We start from the raw sequence: 20,282 nt of genomic DNA, 5'->3' as shown, positions 1-20,282 counted from the left end.
CCTTTGCAGATGGCAAAATTATAGTTTAATTAAGGCTGTAAATAAGTCCACACCTGATTCAATTAATTCATCACGGAAATCGTATTCATGTGTATGAACATGCGGATACTCTTCACCATTGCCAATGAAGCAATACGCTCCTTTTGTACGCTTAGTAAAATGACCAAAATCTTCAGAACCGCGGAAAGCCTCATCCAGTTCAATTAATGCCATGCCCTCAGATTTTACAACGGCACGAATTTTGTCTGCACTTTCTTTATGATTAAACGTTTCTGGGAATTCATCATTATAGTCAAAACTTACACGTAATCCATATTGTTGTGCTTGCTCTTTAGCGAAATTTTCAAGGTTTTCTTGCAGTTGATTTAACTCATCTTCGTATAGAGCGCGAATTGTTAAACGAAGCGTTCCTGTCGACGCTGCAATACCAAAGGCATTTTCTCCGACATCGATCTGTACAACCGTACATAAAACAAGCCCTTTATTTCGTTGTGAGGATGTAAATTCAGGAATCGCATTGACTAGATTGGCAATGGCAAATGCGGGGTTAATGCCCTTTTCAGGCTGACTCGCATGGGTAGGCGAACCTTGCATATGAATTGTCATCCCTTTTGAAGCACATAATGCTGTACCATCAATAATTCCTACCGCTTTATATGGTAGGCCACTCATATTATGGTAGGCGAAAATTTCATCGATATTGTGCTCCTTAATAAAATCCACACATTGAATAGCGCCATCTCCTGTTTCTTCAGCAGGCTGGAATAGGAAGAAGATATTATTGTCTGCTCCATGTTGATCGACTTCCAATGCAAATCCCGCTAATGTGGCAGCGTGACCATCATGCCCACATTTATGTGCTTTTCCAGGAAATTGTGAGGCCCAAGGAATGTCAATCACTTCATCCATTGGAAGGGCATCATAATCTGCACGGAAAGCAATATTTTGTTTCGCTGATTGTGCATGGTAGATTGCATAAAACCAGTTCCCTTTATCGACAATCTCCAGCTTTGTATACGTTTTCAAAAAGTTAATTAAATGCTGTTTTGTCCATGTTTCTTCGTTCGAAAGTTCAGGATGTTGGTGTAATTCATGTCGCAATTGCTTCGCTAAATCAAAGTTTTGACTGTTCATGTATATTATCCTCCTCAAATAGTTGATTTTTCACTCTCCTAATCTCTTTATCTTATTAGGGTAAAAAAACAACTAGTTTTCTGTATATTGTATATTATATTTTATATTTTGATTTTTTCAACAAAAAAATAATTCTGCCTTTTATCAAGACAGAATTATTTTTCGTGTGTAAGCGAGCAATTTTGCCCTTAAAGCGGGATAAGCTCTGCTTTATCAATATTCCAATGGACTTCCTTCATGTAACGCTCTAATTCAATGATTTCGCCTTTTTCAAACATTTCTATCATTTTGCGATGCTCGTTATTCGTCTGCGTCAGACGTTTCTTTGTCATTTCAGCCTCACCTGAGTGATCAAAGTTTTTCAAAAATTTCTTTTGCAATTGTAAAAGAAGGTTTACAAGACTTTTATTTGGACAGACGGATAGATAGACACCGTGAAAGGCTTCCTGCATTTTATGATACATAGAGAAATTACCTGTATTAATAGCTAAATCAATACTTTGAATATAAAACTCCATTTCATTCATATGCTTTTCCGTTAGAAAAGGGGCGGCTAGCGCTGCAGCCAAGCCATCCAAAGCGCCAATAATAAAATAAGTTTCTTTCGCTTCTTCGGTAGTCAGACTTTTAATGACAAACCCTTTTCTCGGGACATTTTCTAATAATCCTTCTGAAGAAAGTTGGATTAAAGCCTCCCTAACCGGTGTTCTACTCACATTTAAACTTTCACTAATGGCACTTTCATTTACCTTTTTGCCGGCAATCAGATTTCCATTATTAATTTGATCGACGATATAATTATAAACATGGTCTTTTAGCGATAAATAATTATTCATAAAGGTACCTCAATATCAATTATTTTTTTATTAAATCCTTTATAACTACTATACACTTTTTTCTAGTAATTTAACCATAGTCGTTGCTAATTGCTATTCAAAACTAGCAATCTATATTTTTCAGTACTGCCCTATTTTCTATGTAATGCATTAACAATGCTCGATCTTCAGGAAAAGATAAATCAAGTATCTTTAAATCTTCAAGTGTTTTCCAAGCAATATTATAAATTAAATTGTCTGGGTCTTGAATCACTCGTTCGCCACCAATTATCTTCACTAAAAAATAATGAACTTCAATAGCTATATCATATGTACGAGCGTTGCCTTGCTTCTTTGTTATTTCCCCCACTATTTCACCAACAAAACCAGTCTCTTCCTCAAATTCTCGAAGACAACATGCTTCATATGTTTCATTATTTTCTAACCCACCAGATGGCACCGTCCAAGTTTTTTCTTCTTCTGGCTTTCCTTGTAACACCATCAATACTTCATTATTATCATTTATACAAACAGCAGAAGAGCCAAACCATTTTTCCATTTTTAAGACCCCTTTGTATTTTTATCAAGCTTCTTTGTTCTATACATTCCACATTAAAAGCGTTAATCCCTTTTGGTATAATGCAACGATTTTACATTAAATGTAATTTTACCTAAAAGTTTGATGTTCACTATAGAAAGGCTTATTATTACCTGTGAATAGCTCTAATTTTATATCCAATTCAAAATGCGAGGAGTGACCAAATGATAGAGTCATTGACAATAAATGAACTGCGTGAAGCCCAAAAATATACGAATTTTGTCATGTTAATCCCTAGACTACCTGCGACTTATGCAATTCGTCATATTTCTATCCGGAAAGAAACGCCTACAGAACGTTCTTCTTTCCGCTTTGAAGTAAAAAATAAAACAGGCATCGTAAGAATTAAACAGTTTTTTTATGATTGGGCGACCCCTGTCATTACAGCGGATACGAATCTAGTAGCACAAGGCAAATCTTTTCAAATAGATGGCATAGTCGGATTTTTAGGTGTCGATTATAAGGGGAATCAAGCAGTATGCTTTGCCAGATGGTTTACGACTATTGAAATATCTGTTTTACAAGGGGTTTATGCGGAAGAAGAACTGTTGTACTTATTAAACATGTTAGAGCCAGTTGACCCTTCCTATATAGAAAGTTTGGGCAAGCAATCGTTTGCTACTAATAGCTATACTGCACGCTATAAAAAACCTAGATGGGCTCAAGAAGATGAAGTGACACGCGTTGCATGGTTCGACAATGATTCTATACTTTTGAAGGAGTTTTCGGGACATTTCCCTATATCCCCTCCTTTAAGCTATGATGAATATTTTCTAGATGCGATAGGCTTTCAAGCTCATTCTATCGGTTCAGAATTACATCTATTATATCGTTCTAAATTAAACTATACGGATGGGTTTTGGCTGTGGGTTGCCCCTAAAGCAATATCTGATCCGCTTCCAAAGCAAACTGGACGCAAAATGGGCACAAGGCAAAGTTGGCATATCAAAAAGATAAGAAGTACTGTTGAGAATTTACCTAGTAATGACTTCTTCCTATGTAGACAAAATACTACCTATAAAGGTTGGATGCTCCATTGGGAAAGAGAGCATTTCATCTATCACTTCTATGCTAGACCCTCTAGTGTAATGTCACTTCGCAAGCTTTATAAGTTTATCGTTTTGTTGTATTCGGAAGATGGATGATAAAGAAAGAATCCATTTTGTAAAATGGATTCTTTATACACCCCGATATTTTCCTAACATAATTTCATCATAATATTTATCTAATTGTGGTAAACCTAATTTTTGTGCAATTGTCAGTTCCGCTTCCCTATCATATTCGACCCTAATAAATTGAATGGCATTGTTTGCATAGGTTCCATCTAAAATCACGTATGAAGCAGACGTTAAATCAAGTGAATTTCCGACACTGCCAACGTTACACAATATCCCATTTGTATATGTATGTAAAAACGTTGTATGAATATCACCGTAAAATACGATATCAGGTTGCTGATTAGATTGGATTGGATTTGTTTGTTCACTATTTTCAAACATCGATAAACGCTTTTCCAACGGATGACTATCCAAAATACGTTCAAATTCACTTCTTGGCGATGCATGGAAAAATCTTATGAATTGTCCGTTTAACTCAAGGTCAATATGAAATGGCAACGATGCTAGATACTGGTAATCTTTGTCTGTTAATCGGTCTTTGTACCATTGTAAAAATGCATGGTCAGTAGGTGCTTGAATAAAGACGTCCCAATTGCCACGCACGACTTGTTCACAATGCTCTTGGATTAGCGCTATACAGGCAGAACCTTGAGGCCCTTTACCAATTAAATCACCTAAACAAAAAATTCTTTCAATCTTTCTTAAGCGAATATCCTCTAAAACGGCTTCTAATGCTGTTTTATTTCCGTGAATATCCGATATGATGGCAATTTTCGTCACAAAGCTCCCCCTCGCAATTTCTCTCAATATTATTAATTGGCCATTGCACTCTTTATTCCTTTAAGGATTTCTGATTAGCGAAAAAAGCAGCGATTTTTTTCTTGTCACTCCCCTATGAACGTGCCATCGCTCGCTGGCTAACCAGTCCAACCTGCCCATAATAATGGGCCTTGGTGTTCATCTAAAGTGTCCCTTTAAATTTCTCAGGCTTTTTTACATAGCTTTCAATAATAAACCCACAGTCTGTACAGAGAATATATTCCACTTCTGAACCAAAGCTCATCTTATGTGCTGGAACCATCACTGCATATCCACTATGTTTACCTCTCCCTAATTCTTTTCCACCGCATTTCGGGCATTCTGTTATCGTTTCAAACTGTGTCACGTGAACCCCTCCCTTGTGAATTCCCTCTCTTAATCTATTTACGGTAGATCCATCATTTAGTTTCATTTATTTCAGACAATCCTAATTTTTATCTTTTCATCTTTTTTAAATTCTATCATTAGCTAACCGCTCGATCGTGTTCTCTTTTCTATTACTATAGGAATCTCCATGATAAACATCAAAATCCTTCAGTCTTTTATATATATTAAAATAATATATCAATAGCAAATAAGCGATTTCAATTAAAAGAAGTATTATAGATACATGTTTGTGTCTATTTTGTTAAAGATGTATTTCATATATTGCTTTAAATGTTTTTTAGGCATATAGTAAAGGCACGAAAGGACGTGTTCAACATGTTAGATCAACACACAATTAACGTTATTAAATCAACAGTACCAGTATTAGAGGTGCACGGCGTAGCCATTACAAAAACTTTCTATCACAACTTATTTAAGGATAATCCATCATTATTAAATATTTTTAATCACACAAACCAAACACAAGGTCGCCAACAAGGCGCGTTAGCCAATACAGTTTATGCAGCAGCACAGCATATCGATAATTTAGAACCAATCGTACCAGTCGTTGTACAAATTGCACATAAACACGTAAGTCTTGGTGTTTTACCTGAGCATTACCCAATTGTCGGTCAATACCTACTTGCAGCCATTAAAGAAGTTCTAGGTGATGCGGCAACGGATGAAATCATCGAAGCTTGGGGTAAAGCGTATGGCGTTATTGCAGATATCTTTATTTCAGTAGAAGAAGATTTATATCAAGCAGCTGAACAAAACAATGGCTGGCGTGCATTTAAACAATTTAAAATTGCGCGCACTGTAAAAGAAAGTGATGATGTCACATCATTCTACTTACAGCCAACAGACGGCTCAAAAGTGCCAGCTTATAAACCTGGTCAGTATGTTTCCATTCGCGTTACGGCTCCAGGTGAAAAATATTTATTAAATCGTCAATATACGTTATCACAACCAAGTAATGAACAAGAATTCCGTATTTCGGTTAAACGTGAAAGCGAGCATAACCCAAAAGGGAAAGTTTCAAACTTCTTACATGAAGCGCCACTTGGTACAACGCTTGAGGTTAGTGCGCCAGCAGGTGTCTTCACATATGAGCCAACAAATGCACCGGTTCTTTTCATTAGTGGTGGCATTGGTGTAACACCGTTAAATGCGATGTTCCAAACAATCCAAAACAAAGAAAACGTGACATTTATTCAATGTGCACGCAATGAAAATGTGCTTGCTTTCCATGAAGATATTCAAAATAAAATGAACGCTTTAAACGGCCCTACTGGTTTAAGCAAATTATTTAGTGTGTTCAAAAAAGACAGCAATGCCCATCATAAAGTGTTATACTCTGATAAAAACGAATACATTAACGCAAACGTACTACGCCCTGTTTTAACAAAAGATACACAAGTGTACATTTGTGGACCAACGCCATTTATGGAAGCAGCGATTAACGCTTTACATGAATGCAATATCGCTGATAGTCAAATTCATTACGAATTCTTCGGTCCTGCCCTCCAATTAAATACAAAATAAAAAATAGAACTAGCCCTGCGATGTGCATGGCTAGTTTTTTAATACTTAAGTCTTACTTTACCTGTTTATCATTTCAATATAATATCAATTGTATCCTTAATGTTATTTTGTTGACATAGAATTGTAATATTACCATGTTAATATCATTAATGTACCAAGTAATACGTTTTAATGTTTTTAGGAGGATACATATTATGAAGAAAATTAAAAAAAATAAGTGGGGGATGAAATTAGCAGTATTGGCATTTAGCTCTTCTGTACTTTTTTCAACAATCGACACAGCGTCAGCTGCAACATATACAGTTAAATCTGGCGATTCCTTATGGAAAATTGCCAGTCAAAACGGCATTTCATATCAAACATTAATGAGATGGAACAACCTGACTTCTTCCAACATTCGAGTTGGACAAAAACTAACACTAAATAGCACGGCTAATCAGGCACCTAGCACCCCAGCTAAAACGCCTGCAAACCTGATTCAAGTTGCAAAACAGCAATTAGGTGTAAAATATACATTTGGAGGCAGTAAACCGAGCACAGGTTTTGATTGCTCTGGTTATATCACATATGTATTTAACAATGCTGGTATTCCAACAAGCCGCAAATCCGCAGCAGGTTTTTATTATGCAGCGAAAAAAGTAAGTACACCACAAGTAGGTGATTTAGTATTTTTCGCGAACACTTATAAACCTGGTATTTCTCATGCAGGGATTTACATCGGGAATAATCAAATGATCAATGCAAGTGACGGCGGTGTTAGTATCGCCAACATTAACAGCACCTACTGGAAGAAATATTTTGTAGGTTACGGTCGTTTATAATGATCAAAAAACAGTTAGGCATGTCCTAACTGTTTTCTTTATTTTATATGAAAAGAAATCGCCCGTTACAGTAGTTACGGGCGATTTCTCTCGTGTTACCTGCGATTCACTCAGGTTTACCCGCGATTTCCGTGGTTTTACCCGCGATTCACACAGGTTTACCCCGCGATTTTGCTTGTTAAGTATGGGCTACCTTTTTCGATTTTATTTTTGCCAAGCGTAATAAATAAATGATAAAGACAACGCCTAATACACCAGCACCTGTAAAATAGACTGACGCATACCCTACTTGCACTGCCACCATACCTAAAATATAAGATCCAAGGGCAATGCCGAGATCAAACATCGTAAAGTATGTTGCCGTTGCATAACCACTGCGTGTATGTGCTGTAGATTGGACAGCTAGCGCTTGCAAGCTTGTTGTGACAGCGCCGTAGCCAAAGCCAACAAAAATAGCTGAAGTTAAAAATAATGCTGGTCCTGAAACATTAGCAAGGAGGATTAATCCAATTGCGAAAGAAATAATACCGGGGATAATAACAAATTGCGGTCCTTTCGTATCATAGAGCTTTCCTGTATATGGTCGTGTAATCAGCATAGCTGCTGCGAACACGGCATAAAAAAGACTTGCGACTGCCATTAAATTCTTTTGCTGTGCATAGACGGATAAAAATGATAAGACACTTGCATAAGAAAATGCGACTAAGCTTGCTATAGCCGCTACTGGCAAAGCTTTGCTTTCAAATAAATCATTAAACTTAAATGTTAATTTCCCTTGATGTTCCGGCTTCGGTAAATCGTCTGTATTCACCGTTACAGCAAGAATACCACCTGCTAAAACACAAATGCTCATCACAATAAATAAAACATTATAACTACTATATTGAATAAGTAGCAAACCGATAAATGGTCCAATAACAACGGCTAAATTCGTTGACATTGTAAAATAGCCTAACCCTGCCCCTTTTCGGCTCGCAGGCACAATATCGGCCGCTAATGAACCAGCTGCTGTCGTAATAATACTAAAGAAAATCCCTTGTACAAAACGTAACCCTAGTAAAAGACCGAATGGATGAATAAATAAATAGAGTATCGTACATAAGAAATAGCCGACAATTGCTATGACTAAAAGCTTTTTCTTACCGAATACATCTAATAATTTTCCTGAAAACGGACGTACGATGATCGCTGATAATAAGAAACCAGATAATAGTAATCCAGCTTCCTTATCTGTTTGGTGTAGTTCGCCAATCGCATAAAGTGGCAACGTCGTTACCAAACCATAAAAAACAAAAAATACGGAAATATTTGTTAAAAATAAACTAATGAACCGCTTCGTCCATATTTGTGTGTTACCTTCTTGCTGCATGTCAATCAACCTTTCATTTTTTGCAATAGATTAATAAATTGTGACTGTTCTTCAACAGTAAGTGAGCCAACCATTTCTTCCTCAAACGCTAAGATGGTTTCAGTAATAATCGGCAGTCTTTCCTTAGCCATTGCTGATAAAGTGACAATTTTTTCGCGCTTATCTTCTCCATCAATTCGTTCTACCCAGCCTAACGTTTCAAGCCGCGAAATAGCTCTCGTTACACTTGGCGCTTCGACATTCAAATACTTCCAAATTTGTGTTAATGTCATGGAGCCATGTGTATGTAGGCAATATAAAATCGTCCATTGTGAACTATATAATTGATGTTGTTTCAATACTTCATTCAAACAATTTGTTAAATAACGACTCTTTTGAAATAAAGCATGGAAAACGGGATTCATGTCAATCACACTCCTTGATTATTTACCTAGCTAAATAAATACTATACGCCTCATTTTTTATGTTGTAAAGTAGGAAGTTTTGAAGCGCTTCTTATACGTTTTGTGGCTTTTTTTTTATAGTTTGTGGCGATTTTTATGAGTTTAGTGGCGATTCACATTGTTTTAGTGGCGATTCACATTGTTTTAGTGGCAATTCACTCAGATTTACTGCCGATACCTGTTTCATGTGATATAGCAGGGAATTTATAGTAAATGTCGAATACAGGTACTAGACTAAAAAAAGGGAGATGGGAACATGGGAAAAAATATTTTAATTCTTGCAGGCGACGCGGTTGAGGCATTGGAGATTTACTATCCCTATTACCGCTGTTTAGAGGCAGGCTATGATGTATCCATTGCAGCACCATCAGTAAAAAAATTACAAACGGTTTGCCATGATTTTGTAGAGGGTGTGGATACGTATATCGAGCGCCCAGCATATGGCTTAGACGCTACGGTAGCCTTTGCTGATATTGATCCAACCCAGTTTGATGGTTTAATTATTCCTGGTGGACGCGCACCTGAATACATTCGATTAAACGAGCATGTTCCGGCGCTTGTGAGCCATTTCTTTGAGACGAATAAACCGATCGCCGCTGTTTGCCATGCGGCACAAATTTTTGCAACCATTCCTGAAGTATTAAAGGGGCGTGAACTTACTGCCTATATCGCTTGCAAGCCAGAAGTCCAAGTGGCAGGTGGTACGTATATCGATGCCAATCTTCACACAGATGGCAATCTTGTAAGTGGTCATGCTTGGCCAGATTTACCTGGATTAATGCGCGAATTTATTCAAAAACTAGAAGGTTAATGAGGGAAGGATGCCGCATGGGCATCCTTTTATTTTGCTGTTTCTTGCAACTCAATATCCACTACTTGTTGTGTTTTAGTCGTATATTTAATTCGGACATAAACACCAAATTCTTTATCCCCCTCTTTTAACCAAAGCTTAAATTTTTCGATTGTTGCATCTTCCCTTAATTCACTGCCCTCATGCAAATAATCAATAATTTTGGAATTAGGATAAGATGATTGGGTTTTTTCAATAGCGAGCTTTCCCCATTTTGCATAGGCAGGCGGAACTTCAGCATATGCCTCTAGAAATTGGGGTGGCGCTGCGTGGAATGCCATAAAAATCCCAAGTGCTATCAGCATTTTTCGCATTATTAGAACTCCTTTCCTTTAATTGAGTAGTATAACTTTTTTGCAATGACAAAAAATAAATGCTCCAGATGTTATCTTTGGAGCATGCCCTATTTTAATGTCTTTTTGTAGTAGGTTGTTGAGGGTTATTATGAATTACTTTATTAAATTCAGCCGAATATTCTTCTCGATCATTTCTTTTATGTGTATCTTCCTTCTTTTTCTTTTTGAAGCTTGTTTTACTTTTCTTTGCCATTGTTGCCGCCCCCTCATTTAGCTCTTTTTATTGGATTGTTGATTTTTATCGTGGTTCGTTTTATTGTTTTTATTTTTTGCTTTTGCATCAAATTCTGCACTGAATTCTTCGTTTAAGTTATCATTTGGGTTATTGTTATTACTATTACTGTCATCAAGGTCTTTACTTTTATAAGTTCCAAAAGGATTATGTGTCCTTGCATTCATTGTTTTTTTGCTGTTTTTGTTATTTCTATTGCCCATAGCTATTCACCTCCTACTTGTAATGTGCACCGCAGCGGAGGATTTATGCTTTGGGGAAAACTGCAATGAGAGAAGGACAATGGCAAAAATGCATTCTAACGAAAACCAATTTTTTTGCATAGAAAAAATGTACATCACCAATAATTATTAGTAATGTACATTTTATTTATCATCTAGACAATTGTATATTCAGTTATATTCAGTAATGCCCCGACTGCACCTGAAAAACCGTGGTCATTAATAAATACAGGAGTATGTTTTTTCGTCCGTGTATAATTGGCAATGACATGCGCGAGATGGTCATTATGACTTAGTGTTGAGCCAATATAGACGATATGTTGCGCATTTTTTTCTTCCGCATATTGAATACTTAACGTCGTAATAACCTCTCCTACAAGTCCTTGGACAGTAGCAATAATATCTTCTGGCGGATGTTTCACTTCCTCCGTAATACCGACTTGCCCAAAATTACTCGCCGTTAAATGTCCATCAATTGGTGTATCCATGCCTTGATAAATATCTCTTACAAGTAAATCTACACCTTCACGATTCCCTCTTGTAGCCATCTCACGAATCTCATTGTAATCTGTAATGCCTGTTGTAAGCGCTGACAATCCAATTAGTGTTCCACCGCCTACGCCTGTCCCGCCAACACGAATATGGCTATTTCCTTCCATATAATGAATGGAAGTTCCTGTACCAATATTAGTAATCATACTACGCTCGAAGAAATATCCTTCTTTATTTAATAAAAAACGAACACCCTTCAAAGTAGCTTCAAACTCTACTATATAATGAATCGATTTCATTGTTTTTATCACATCAAGTAATTGTTCTGTACGTCCCCCCGTAACACCAATATCCTCAATATCTGGATTATTTTTAATCCACCCCATTACAGTCTGCAAATCATTAGACGGGAAAGTTGTTAACACAAGTTCATTGCGCTCATCTAAGTAAGCAACTTTCGTCAATGTGCCGCCTGCATCAATACCTATAGCCTTTGGCATACCATTCTCCTTTAACTTTATTCAGCAGAAAATTTCTACCTAAATAGATGGTTAGATGAATACTAGTTTACTCTTTTATTCAGTGGACGTCTAAATGTCGACCGATGAAAGTTCATGCCTCCGGCGATGTCGCGGATTTTGAACGGAGTTGTTGTGTATGCACAATTCAAAATCCTGACGCACTGGTTTTGCGCGAAAGCGAAACGTCAGCAAATCATTTTCGCCGAGGCGCAATTGAATATTCGCCCTCCCTAAACTTTACCGCTGTTGAAATGATTGTGCAATAACTTGGCAAGCTTTCATGAAAAAAAACACGAAAAATAGGATATTTAAAGGATAAACTCGCTATATTATACCATAATATGTAAAAAAAGAGCCTCTGTCAAAACAGTAGACTCTTTTTTCTATAAAAAATATTACATTTTAAAAGCTTATCGAATTATTGTGCAGAGTATCCGCCATCAATTACAAGCTCGCCACCTGTGATGTAAGAAGCTTCATCAGATGCTAAGAATAAAATAGCGTTTGCTACTTCTTCTGGTTGGCCAAGACGACCCATTGGAGTAGCACGTACTAACATATCCATTGCTTCTTTGAATTGACCGATATTAGCAGTCATAGGTGTTTCAATTACACCTGGGAATACTGTGTTTACACGAATGTTAGAACGGCCTAATTCAGCTGCAGCAGCACGAGCGATTGCACGTAAAGAACCTTTAGATGCTGTATAAGAGTTCATGCCAGAACCGATAATAGCAGTGTATGATGATGTATTAACGATAGAGCCTTTTCCAGCTTCTTTCATGTATTTAGAAACGTGTTTAATTCCTAAGAAAGGACCGAATGAGTTAATTTTGTGCATAATAGCCCAATCTTGGTCTGTAATATCTTGTGGAGATTTTTGTGAAGAAATACCAGCATTGTTGATTAAAATATCGATACGACCGTATTTTTCAACAACAGCTTTTGTAAATTCAGCCCAGTTTTCATCAGAAGAAACGTCTAATTTCATGCCTTCTACGTTTTCTAATTCAGAAATTTTAGCTAAATTTTCTTCATTAATATCAGCAGCAATTACGATTGCGCCTTCTTTAGTGAATAATTCTGCCATTGAAGCGCCCATTCCTGATGCGCCACCTGTAATAATTGCGATTTTGTTGTCTAAACGACCCATGTTTAAAACTTCCTCTCTGTTCTATTTCGCCTAAGCGAATCAAGCCTTGTTGGCTTGCTCTTTAAAACGCATACAGTTATCAGATAAACTGTATATGTTTAAATAGTTTACTAATAAACTTTATCATATTTGTGAAGCGTTTTCAAAGAATATGTACGAAATTTGAACAATCTGTTTTAACTTTCCTCAATTTTGCGATACGATATACATAGTTGCTTGACTATTTGAACGGAGGAATACAATTGAAAGATCAAAAAACACTTTATAAAGAAGCGATGCAAGTTTTAAAAGAAACGAGTCGCACATTTTATATACCGATTACTTTTTTAAAAAATGAATTAAAAATGTCAGTAGCTGCGGCTTACTTAGCAATGCGTGCGATTGATGAAATTGAGGACCATGAAGAACTGTCAAACGAAGTGAAGTTCGATTTACTTTCAGCAACAAGTGAATTATTAAAAGAAGAGTTTGATGCAGCAGCTTATCGTTCTTTATTAGCTCCCTACGCCGAACATTTGCCTGAAGTTACGCTTCGCTTAGCCGATTGGCTAACATTTTGCCCAGATGGCTCTCGCGATATTGTCCAAGCATCCACAAGTGAAATGGCTTATGGTATGGCGAAATGGGCACAAGCAAACTGGCAAGTGCATACTCGTGAAGATTTGGACGACTATACATACTATGTGGCAGGACTCGTGGGAACGATGCTGTCTGAGTTATGGGCATGGGGTGCAGGCGTTCAAACCGATCGCGATTTAGCCATTGGCTATGGTCGTGGACTTCAAGCCGTTAATATTTTACGTAATCAGCATGAGGATTTAGAAGAGCGCGGGGTAAGCTTTGTGCCCGATGATTGGACACGCGAAGACTTATTTGCCTATGCGGAGGAAAACTTAGCCAAAGCAGATCTTTATATGAAATCAATCGATAAACGGACGATCTTATTGTTCTGTCGTCTTCCACTTGCATTAGCACATAAAACATTAAAAGCGATGCAAGAAGGTCGTGAAAAAATGACGCGTGCTGAAGTGGAGCAAACAGTTGAAGAGGTTCAAGCGGATTAACTAGTGCCTGGCACGCAAACAATTCGCACTATTCACTACAATTTATAAAAATTCAAAAGCCTCTGTGTTGAGAGATTTCTCGCCACAGAGGCTTTTTTATACTACGTTGACGAATTGACTAATGAGTTCATAGCTAAAATAGAGAGATAGAATGGTTAATAGTGTAAAGACCACTTTCTCTATTTTTCCGCCTGTTTTCGTTGTGAATGGCAAGCGAACCGATATGTTGATTGGGAAAAATAGCTTTACGCCTTGTTTCGTTCCCATATCTAAAAGAATGTGACTTGTTATGCCTACTAGAAGTCCCGCAATGATTGACTCATATGGGATAAATGCATGTACCAATGCCGCTACAAGAAACAAAAACAGTAAACTATGTGTAAAAGAACGATGTCCAAATAATTTGTTTACGATTTTTGAAATAATGGGAAATGTCCGCCCTATTTTACTTCCGCCGTGACAAATATCTGGAAGTAATGCACCGATCACTCCCGCTCCTACTAAAATGAATGGATTGTCATTAGAAATTTGAGCAAAGGCAAGGCTTGCTGTGATGCCTCCAACGATGTGTGTATTCCCTTGCATACTTACTCCCTCTCTATGTAATAAAAATTTCACTATCCTACTGTATCATATTCTTATCAAAAAGAGAACATACATTCCAAACATATGTTTTATTTCATTGAATTTATGTTCATTGTGTATAGCTAATTTGGCTAGTGAGAAAAATGATTGCAGGAGGTACATATGAAATCATATAAAGGAATACTTTTTATTTTCATGACCATGTTGGCAAGTGCGTTACTATGGACTTTTGCTACTCCCTTTGAAACAATACATGCGGTAAATAAACTTAGTCATATCGTGGGGGGCTTAGCCATTACAGGATTCTTTCTTGTATTTTTACTAGCAACAAGAAGTAAAATTCTCGAACGGTGGTTCCAAGGCTTAGAACATGTTTATACGTATCATAAGTATTTGGCCATTCTATCATTAGGCTTCGTCATTTTACACAGCCAATTACAGGATATGATTCCTCATCATGAAAAAGGAGTAGAGACGCCACTTCGCGAATTAGCAAAAGAACTCGGAGAGCTTGCACAATATGGCTTTATCGCACTCATTATCATCGCCCTGTTTGCAAAATTTCTAAAATATGAGCATTGGCGCTATATTCACCGTCTTTTGTTACTTCCATATGCTTTAGGACTTTATCATGTTTACTTTTCAAGTAAATATGATTTATTTCAAGTGACACCGCTCGGCATTTTTACCGCAATCACAGCTGTTATAGGGACAATGTCCGCTTTGTATATGCTAACAATGTATCAAGATATGCGTTTTAACCATAGAGGTACAATTACAGACATTCAAAAAATAAGTGCCAATACTGTTGAATTAGAATTAACCTTAGAGCCAAAACTTTCCTATCAAGCTGGTCAATACATCTTTTTGAAAATATTTCAAACAGGTTTAGAAAAAGCACCACACCCCTTTTCTATTTCAGGTGGAGACGGTCAAACAATTTTTGTAACGATGAAGGCACTTGGCGATTTTACAAAAAAGGTAAATCAACATATACAATTGGAGACGCAAGTTGCCATTGAAGGTCCCTACGGTCATCTAAACTTTGATAAAGGTCACCAACAGCAGATTTGGGTAGCTGGTGGTGTAGGCATTACGCCCTTTATATCGTATTTACGGTACGGAGCGATCAATAAAGATATTGAATTATTTTATTCTTTTCGTGGTCATAACGATGCGCTATATAAAGACTTTTTACAAAAATACGCCGAAACCAATCCGCATTTCAAAGTTCATTTTATTGATACGACGACTATGGACAGATTGAACGTTGAGCATTTTACAGTGCCTGCACGTACTAGCATTTTTTTATGTGGCCCTACAACAATGGTGAAACGCTTGACCAAGCATTTCAAATCCATGTCCAAAGAAATTGACATCCACTTGGAAAGTTTTAAATTTAAATAATAGATCCTAAAATCGAACAAGAGGCTCATACCCGTGGACGGTGTGAGCCTCTCTCGCTTATTTTTATTAAAGTTTAAATAAATGCCTATTTTTCACTATAATAATACTTACGACTGCTAGTAATAGTCCCGATACCATAAAGACAACTCTTACCCCTATAACATCTGAAATTACTCCCATCATTAAAGAAGAAATGCCAAATGCCCCTGTAGAAATAGCGCTTAAAGAAGTATAGATTGAGGACAGCTCTCTTTTTGGAACACTCGTTTGTATTACTGTGTGTTGAGGGATGCTCTTTATTTGGCCAAAAAAACCAACGCAAAAAATGAGTACTAATGCGATAATTGGAATACGATTGATGCTAAACAAAATGGTTGCTATAAACATAAATAAAGAACCAACAAACATCACTTTCGCTAATTGCCGTTCAATAAAAGAGGTATACTTAACACAATAAACGCTTCCTACTATTAAACCTACAAAAAATGCGCCATTCAAAAAGCCCCACCATTGTTCTTCCACTTGTAAAGCATTGGTGACAAATACCAAAATAATCGCAGCAATCCAAACAGTACTAGCAATCGATTCAAGAAAATCTATCCAAACGATTCTTCTTAACACTGGTGTTTGCCAAAGCAATTTCCAGCCCTTTATAACTTGTTTCATTTTCCCTTGCATTGCAACTGATTGCTGGTCAACATTTTCTAACAAACTTAAGACAATGCTCGCTACTGTAAACAAAAAGCCCACTATCCATACTAATTGCTGGGAACTTAGAAAAAGTAAAAATAGACTCCCTATGAACCACATAACGGTTTGAATAAATTGTGTGACAGCTTCATCAATGCCATTTGCCCTCAATAATTGTTCGTCTTTCACATAATGTGGAACCAATGTCTGTCTTATTGGATTCGCACAGCCATCAAGAAACGCAATCATACTGATCACAATAAACAACAAGTAAAAATTAGTTGCTGTTGTTACATATAGCAGTAGCCCTAACAAAAATACTAAACATGTCTTTCCTATTTGCGAACCTGCTAATAACCATTTTAAATTTACCTTTTCAAACAAAAGTGGCGTCAATATACTTGATAGAAACATTGACGAAGCAATTGTAAAAGGTACAAATGATGCTGCGATAGCCGATTCCGTTATAACGTATATTAAATGAATAATGCTTACTATATATAAAACATCGCCAATATTCGCTAGTGATTGACCTACAAGTAATAACGAAAAATTTCTACCCAATTTCATAAACGATCCCCCATTTTCAAGAAATTAAATTTATTGAAATGGGTCATTTTAAATTGGACTGATCATGTACACTTTCCTCCCCCATTTTTCATGAAGTACAATTCATTCAAATGGGTGATTTTTAAATTGGACTGGACATACGAACTTTCCTCCCTTTGCTAGAGATAAATCTTGGGGGAATTAGATTTATCAAAATGATTAATATGTATTTTAGTTATTTTATAGTTTATTGTATGCTAACAACAGTGTCTCACTTATACTTTTGTTGAACCGTTTGAAGATGTTGTGCTTTTACCATCTCTGTTACTTGCATTTGAGGTCGTAGCTGCTTATAAATAGACTCGATATCACTTTGTGTAAAAACTTGCTTACTTGATTGATTACGTGTTGTAATAAAACGTTTTAGATTTTCTCGCTTTATTACAAAAACATTTTCGGATTTAACCTCTACTTTTTTCAAGACACATCGTTCACTAAATACAATGACAGAATGAAATACTTCATCCGGTAGCCCTAGAAATGCTTGAATAGCTCTTATATGTGTAGCATTTTGACGGATTGGATTATAAAATTTAAATTTTTTATTGTTCGGCATCGTTTGTGTCCATTGGTGTTGCGCTTCATTGCCAAAAATCCATCCGCTATAATTTTTTGATTCTATGACATATAAACCAGTACGATCTATATAAAGTAAGTCCACTTCCGTCCATTCCTCTGAATTCTTTTTTGGTACATAAACATTAAATAATTGCTTATGACTTTTTAAAGCGTATTTTTCAATGATACGCGATGTTAAATACTCTCCGTACTTTCCTTTATCAAACATTACCTCCAACATTTTATTATGCGTTAACGCATAGTAAATACTTGCTCGGTAGTTTTTTTGTTTTACATAAAAAATTAATATAGCCATTGTTAAAATGGTTAGTATAAAAATTATTAGCACGAAACAATCCTCCTATAATAATTGAAGGTTTTAAGTTAAAAAAGTAGTACTCCACCTATCACTTACATAATTATACCAAAATTTACTAATAAATCATAATTTTTATTAGAAGTGCATGAAAAAGTAGCTGCTTTCATAAGGTGTTAATGTTCTGAGAAAAATTTAGTCTATGCATCTAGCAATTTTTTAACAATTTACTAGTAAAACTGATGGCATTAACACCCTAAAATTGCTATTATTATCAAATATGCTGAAAGAGAGGTTTTTTGATGAATTATTATGATCCGTATTATAGTGATTATGATGCAGTCTTTGGTGGCTTCATGTTGTTATTCTTTTTCGTGTTTTTAGTATTATTAATTATTGGGTACGTAGTTAATGCACTAATTTATTTTATGGCATCGAAAACAAATGGCTTTGATGATGTCGCTTATATTGCATGGATTCCGATTATCAATATTTATAGCCTATTTCTACTTACTGCACCAGGTGATGATGATGCCACGATTCGTGCTGCAGCGAAAAAAATCACTTTAATTTATGCAGGATTATTTATTATTTCGTTTGTTCCACTTGTCGGCTTTTTAGCTTCCATCGTTATGTTCGGCTATTGGATTTTCTACACATATCGTCTTCTATACCGCTGGACAGGTGAGACTGGCAAAGCAGTTCTCTATATTATTTTATCCATTATTACATGCGGCTTATTCTATGTAATCTACGGCTTAATGCGAATGAGACGCCCTTTCGTAGTTTAAATTGAATAAAAAAAGAAGCAGCTACCAATCCTCTTTTCGTCTTGCAAGACTGAAAGAGGATTTATTTATGGAATGCAGTTGATTTTCCGCTCATTTTTCCTCATCTTTCCAATAATTTTCAAAAAAGACGTCAGCACTGTCTATGACTATGCTATATTATAGTTAGAAAATTTAGACTTTCTAACTTTTAAAGCAAAGGGGATTTTGATTATGTATGAAAATATTTTAAGACATCCAGGACCGACACCTATTCCAAAAAAAGTGCAACTTGCGATGAACCGAGATATCTTCAGCCATCGAAGTACTGAATTTGTTGAGCTATATCGCGAAACAATTGAACTGGTTAAACCGATTTTTGGCACGAAACAGGACATTTTATTGCTACCATCTGGTGGTACTGCCGCATTAGAAGCTGCAGCTGTCAATACTGTTAGTGCGGGTGAAGATGTAGTAGTCATTACTGTTGGGGCTTTTGGGGATTACTTCGTTTCCATTTGTGAAAAATATGGCTTTAACGTACATAAGCTAGCAATTCAATGGGGACAAGCGTGCACAGCTGAAACGTTACGTAACTTTTTACAGCCATTACAACATATAAAAGCTGTCTTTATTACGTACAATGAAACGTCAACGGGCATTTTAAATCCAGTTGCTGAGCTAGCACAGGTTGTTCGTGAAGAAAGTGATGCGTTAGTCATTGTCGATGGCGTAAGCTGCATCGGTGGTGCTCCTGCTGAAATGGATGCTTGGGGCATTGATATACTTGTAACAGGCTCCCAAAAAGCGATGATGCTGCCTCCTGGACTTTCACTCGTGAGTGTAAGTGATCGCGCATGGAAAGTGATCGAAGAAAATACAACGCCCTCTTATTATTTAAATTTATTAAGCTACCGTGATTGGGCAGAAAAAGGGATGACGCCAAACACCCCTGCTATTACACTTATTTATGGCCTACATGAGGTGTGTAAACTAATTGAGCAAGAAGGCGGTTTTGCTCACACCGTTGCCCGTCATGAACTGATGAAAAATATGGTGCGCAGTGCGATGAAAGCGTTAAATATCGAGCTTTTAACTACTGATGTATATGCTTCACCGACAATTACTGCCATCATGGCACCAAAAGGAATTGCACTAGGTGAATTTTTAACGCATCTTAAACAACGCTATCATTTAGACTTTGCTGGTGGACTTGGTCATTTACAAGGGGAAATTTTTAGATTTGGTCATATGGGCTACTGCTTCCCAAGCGATGTTTTACAAGCCGTTTCTTTAATGGAGGCAGCTCTGCAAGACTTTGCTTATGACTTTGAGCCCGGTGCAGGTGTCAGCGCAGCGCATAAAGTGTTTTTAGCAGCACAGTGTAAATAATTGTATAGACTGCTTGACGATAACGTTTGTCAAGCAGTCTA

General features: G+C 36.7%; 23 protein-coding genes. 8 read left to right on the top strand and 15 right to left on the bottom strand.

Features of this window, described 5'->3' with window-relative positions:
- Positions 1-18: 18 nt before the first annotated feature.
- The 3 genes from ACKVEV_RS03530 to ACKVEV_RS03520 all read right to left on the bottom strand — a co-directional run bounded on the left by ACKVEV_RS03530 (position 19) and on the right by ACKVEV_RS03520 (position 2,508).
- The gene (locus ACKVEV_RS03530; protein WP_409369020.1) at positions 19-1,134 is read right to left on the bottom strand and encodes a M20 family metallopeptidase; all 1,116 of its coding nucleotides are present in this window, start codon (positions 1,132-1,134) and stop codon (positions 19-21) included.
- Between the two features lie 188 nt (positions 1,135-1,322).
- Positions 1,323-1,970, bottom strand: coding sequence for a GntR family transcriptional regulator (locus ACKVEV_RS03525; RefSeq protein ID WP_409369019.1), 648 nt, complete (start codon positions 1,968-1,970; stop codon positions 1,323-1,325).
- Between the two features lie 103 nt (positions 1,971-2,073).
- Positions 2,074-2,508, bottom strand: a complete 435-nt coding sequence (locus ACKVEV_RS03520) for an NUDIX hydrolase (RefSeq protein WP_409369017.1) — start codon at positions 2,506-2,508, stop codon at positions 2,074-2,076.
- Between the two features lie 203 nt (positions 2,509-2,711).
- Here ACKVEV_RS03520 and ACKVEV_RS03515 point away from each other — a divergent pair, with 203 nt between their 5' ends.
- Positions 2,712-3,692, top strand: coding sequence for a hypothetical protein (locus ACKVEV_RS03515; RefSeq protein ID WP_409369016.1), 981 nt, complete (start codon positions 2,712-2,714; stop codon positions 3,690-3,692).
- A gap of 33 nt (positions 3,693-3,725) precedes the next feature.
- Here the strand turns inward: ACKVEV_RS03515 and ACKVEV_RS03510 are convergent, their stop codons facing one another.
- Positions 3,726-4,445, bottom strand: a complete 720-nt coding sequence (locus ACKVEV_RS03510; RefSeq protein WP_409369015.1) for a metallophosphoesterase family protein — start codon at positions 4,443-4,445, stop codon at positions 3,726-3,728.
- A gap of 181 nt (positions 4,446-4,626) precedes the next feature.
- Complete coding sequence (locus ACKVEV_RS03505; protein ID WP_409369014.1) at positions 4,627-4,830, bottom strand: transcription initiation factor TFIIIB; 204 nt, start codon at positions 4,828-4,830, stop codon at positions 4,627-4,629.
- 356 nt (positions 4,831-5,186) lie between these two features.
- Here ACKVEV_RS03505 and hmpA point away from each other — a divergent pair, with 356 nt between their 5' ends.
- Complete coding sequence (hmpA, locus tag ACKVEV_RS03500; RefSeq protein WP_409369013.1) at positions 5,187-6,395, top strand: NO-inducible flavohemoprotein; 1,209 nt, start codon at positions 5,187-5,189, stop codon at positions 6,393-6,395.
- Positions 6,396-6,589: 194 nt separating this feature from the next.
- Positions 6,590-7,216 (top strand): NlpC/P60 family protein, encoded by a 627-nt coding sequence (locus ACKVEV_RS03495; protein ID WP_409369012.1) that lies wholly within the window; start codon positions 6,590-6,592, stop codon positions 7,214-7,216.
- 178 nt (positions 7,217-7,394) lie between these two features.
- Here ACKVEV_RS03495 and ACKVEV_RS03490 read toward each other — a convergent pair whose 3' ends face one another.
- Both ACKVEV_RS03490 and ACKVEV_RS03485 read right to left on the bottom strand, forming a co-directional pair.
- A complete protein-coding gene (locus ACKVEV_RS03490; RefSeq protein ID WP_409369011.1) occupies positions 7,395-8,585 on the bottom strand; it encodes an MFS transporter in 1,191 nt (396 codons plus the stop codon).
- A 5-nt stretch (positions 8,586-8,590) separates the two neighbouring features.
- Positions 8,591-8,989 carry a MarR family winged helix-turn-helix transcriptional regulator gene (locus ACKVEV_RS03485; protein WP_409369010.1) on the bottom strand — a complete coding sequence of 133 codons (399 nt, stop codon included), beginning with the start codon at positions 8,987-8,989 and terminating at the stop codon, positions 8,591-8,593.
- Positions 8,990-9,284: 295 nt separating this feature from the next.
- On the opposite strand from ACKVEV_RS03485, the gene ACKVEV_RS03480 reads away from it, so the two are divergent.
- On the top strand, positions 9,285-9,839 hold the full coding sequence (locus tag ACKVEV_RS03480) for a DJ-1/PfpI family protein (protein WP_409369009.1): 555 nt from the start codon (positions 9,285-9,287) through the stop codon (positions 9,837-9,839).
- Between the two features lie 29 nt (positions 9,840-9,868).
- Here ACKVEV_RS03480 and ACKVEV_RS03475 read toward each other — a convergent pair whose 3' ends face one another.
- The 5 genes from ACKVEV_RS03475 to ACKVEV_RS03455 form a co-directional block, all read right to left on the bottom strand.
- On the bottom strand, positions 9,869-10,192 hold the full coding sequence (locus ACKVEV_RS03475) for a DUF3889 domain-containing protein (protein WP_409369008.1): 324 nt from the start codon (positions 10,190-10,192) through the stop codon (positions 9,869-9,871).
- 94 nt (positions 10,193-10,286) lie between these two features.
- A complete protein-coding gene (locus ACKVEV_RS03470; protein ID WP_172771014.1) occupies positions 10,287-10,427 on the bottom strand; it encodes a hypothetical protein in 141 nt (46 codons plus the stop codon).
- Between the two features lie 17 nt (positions 10,428-10,444).
- Complete coding sequence (locus ACKVEV_RS03465) at positions 10,445-10,669, bottom strand: hypothetical protein (protein WP_172771013.1); 225 nt, start codon at positions 10,667-10,669, stop codon at positions 10,445-10,447.
- 173 nt (positions 10,670-10,842) lie between these two features.
- A complete protein-coding gene (coaW, locus tag ACKVEV_RS03460) occupies positions 10,843-11,679 on the bottom strand; it encodes a type II pantothenate kinase (RefSeq protein WP_409369007.1) in 837 nt (278 codons plus the stop codon).
- Between the two features lie 439 nt (positions 11,680-12,118).
- On the bottom strand, positions 12,119-12,853 hold the full coding sequence (locus tag ACKVEV_RS03455; protein ID WP_409369006.1) for an SDR family NAD(P)-dependent oxidoreductase: 735 nt from the start codon (positions 12,851-12,853) through the stop codon (positions 12,119-12,121).
- Positions 12,854-13,095: 242 nt separating this feature from the next.
- Here ACKVEV_RS03455 and ACKVEV_RS03450 point away from each other — a divergent pair, with 242 nt between their 5' ends.
- The gene (locus ACKVEV_RS03450; protein ID WP_409369005.1) at positions 13,096-13,917 is read left to right on the top strand and encodes a squalene/phytoene synthase family protein; all 822 of its coding nucleotides are present in this window, start codon (positions 13,096-13,098) and stop codon (positions 13,915-13,917) included.
- Between the two features lie 96 nt (positions 13,918-14,013).
- Here the strand turns inward: ACKVEV_RS03450 and ACKVEV_RS03445 are convergent, their stop codons facing one another.
- Positions 14,014-14,502, bottom strand: a complete 489-nt coding sequence (locus tag ACKVEV_RS03445) for a metal-dependent hydrolase (protein ID WP_409369003.1) — start codon at positions 14,500-14,502, stop codon at positions 14,014-14,016.
- A 162-nt stretch (positions 14,503-14,664) separates the two neighbouring features.
- On the opposite strand from ACKVEV_RS03445, the gene ACKVEV_RS03440 reads away from it, so the two are divergent.
- Entirely contained in the window at positions 14,665-15,909 is a 1,245-nt protein-coding gene (locus tag ACKVEV_RS03440) for a ferric reductase-like transmembrane domain-containing protein (protein ID WP_409369002.1), read from the top strand.
- A gap of 66 nt (positions 15,910-15,975) precedes the next feature.
- Here the strand turns inward: ACKVEV_RS03440 and ACKVEV_RS03435 are convergent, their stop codons facing one another.
- The gene (locus ACKVEV_RS03435) at positions 15,976-17,169 is read right to left on the bottom strand and encodes an MFS transporter (protein WP_409369001.1); all 1,194 of its coding nucleotides are present in this window, start codon (positions 17,167-17,169) and stop codon (positions 15,976-15,978) included.
- Positions 17,170-17,419: 250 nt separating this feature from the next.
- Positions 17,420-18,115 (bottom strand): nuclease-related domain-containing protein, encoded by a 696-nt coding sequence (locus ACKVEV_RS03430; RefSeq protein WP_409369000.1) that lies wholly within the window; start codon positions 18,113-18,115, stop codon positions 17,420-17,422.
- Positions 18,116-18,384: 269 nt separating this feature from the next.
- Here ACKVEV_RS03430 and ACKVEV_RS03425 point away from each other — a divergent pair, with 269 nt between their 5' ends.
- Both ACKVEV_RS03425 and ACKVEV_RS03420 read left to right on the top strand, forming a co-directional pair.
- On the top strand, positions 18,385-18,873 hold the full coding sequence (locus ACKVEV_RS03425) for a hypothetical protein (RefSeq protein ID WP_409368999.1): 489 nt from the start codon (positions 18,385-18,387) through the stop codon (positions 18,871-18,873).
- 210 nt (positions 18,874-19,083) lie between these two features.
- Positions 19,084-20,241, top strand: coding sequence for a pyridoxal-phosphate-dependent aminotransferase family protein (locus tag ACKVEV_RS03420; protein WP_409368998.1), 1,158 nt, complete (start codon positions 19,084-19,086; stop codon positions 20,239-20,241).
- Positions 20,242-20,282: the final 41 nt, after the last annotated feature.

The sequence above is a fragment of the Lysinibacillus sp. 38-6 genome, assembly GCF_046245175.1.
GTDB lineage: Bacteria > Bacillota > Bacilli > Bacillales_A > Planococcaceae > Lysinibacillus.
This window is presented reverse-complemented; position numbering and strand designations above follow the sequence as displayed.

Coding starts and splice junctions, on each gene's coding strand:
- ACKVEV_RS03530 (WP_409369020.1), bottom strand. CDS start 1,134: ATGAACAGTCAAAACTTTGATTTAGCGAAGCAATTGCGACATGAATTA.
- ACKVEV_RS03525 (WP_409369019.1), bottom strand. CDS start 1,970: ATGAATAATTATTTATCGCTAAAAGACCATGTTTATAATTATATCGTC.
- ACKVEV_RS03520 (WP_409369017.1), bottom strand. CDS start 2,508: ATGGAAAAATGGTTTGGCTCTTCTGCTGTTTGTATAAATGATAATAAT.
- ACKVEV_RS03515 (WP_409369016.1), top strand. CDS start 2,712: ATGATAGAGTCATTGACAATAAATGAACTGCGTGAAGCCCAAAAATAT.
- hmpA (WP_409369013.1), top strand. CDS start 5,187: ATGTTAGATCAACACACAATTAACGTTATTAAATCAACAGTACCAGTA.
- ACKVEV_RS03495 (WP_409369012.1), top strand. CDS start 6,590: ATGAAGAAAATTAAAAAAAATAAGTGGGGGATGAAATTAGCAGTATTG.
- ACKVEV_RS03490 (WP_409369011.1), bottom strand. CDS start 8,585: ATGCAGCAAGAAGGTAACACACAAATATGGACGAAGCGGTTCATTAGT.
- ACKVEV_RS03485 (WP_409369010.1), bottom strand. CDS start 8,989: ATGAATCCCGTTTTCCATGCTTTATTTCAAAAGAGTCGTTATTTAACA.
- ACKVEV_RS03480 (WP_409369009.1), top strand. CDS start 9,285: ATGGGAAAAAATATTTTAATTCTTGCAGGCGACGCGGTTGAGGCATTG.
- ACKVEV_RS03475 (WP_409369008.1), bottom strand. CDS start 10,192: ATGCGAAAAATGCTGATAGCACTTGGGATTTTTATGGCATTCCACGCA.
- ACKVEV_RS03470 (WP_172771014.1), bottom strand. CDS start 10,427: ATGGCAAAGAAAAGTAAAACAAGCTTCAAAAAGAAAAAGAAGGAAGAT.
- ACKVEV_RS03465 (WP_172771013.1), bottom strand. CDS start 10,669: ATGGGCAATAGAAATAACAAAAACAGCAAAAAAACAATGAATGCAAGG.
- coaW (WP_409369007.1), bottom strand. CDS start 11,679: ATGCCAAAGGCTATAGGTATTGATGCAGGCGGCACATTGACGAAAGTT.
- ACKVEV_RS03455 (WP_409369006.1), bottom strand. CDS start 12,853: ATGGGTCGTTTAGACAACAAAATCGCAATTATTACAGGTGGCGCATCA.
- ACKVEV_RS03445 (WP_409369003.1), bottom strand. CDS start 14,502: ATGCAAGGGAATACACACATCGTTGGAGGCATCACAGCAAGCCTTGCC.
- ACKVEV_RS03440 (WP_409369002.1), top strand. CDS start 14,665: ATGAAATCATATAAAGGAATACTTTTTATTTTCATGACCATGTTGGCA.
- ACKVEV_RS03435 (WP_409369001.1), bottom strand. CDS start 17,169: ATGAAATTGGGTAGAAATTTTTCGTTATTACTTGTAGGTCAATCACTA.
- ACKVEV_RS03425 (WP_409368999.1), top strand. CDS start 18,385: ATGAATTATTATGATCCGTATTATAGTGATTATGATGCAGTCTTTGGT.
- ACKVEV_RS03420 (WP_409368998.1), top strand. CDS start 19,084: ATGTATGAAAATATTTTAAGACATCCAGGACCGACACCTATTCCAAAA.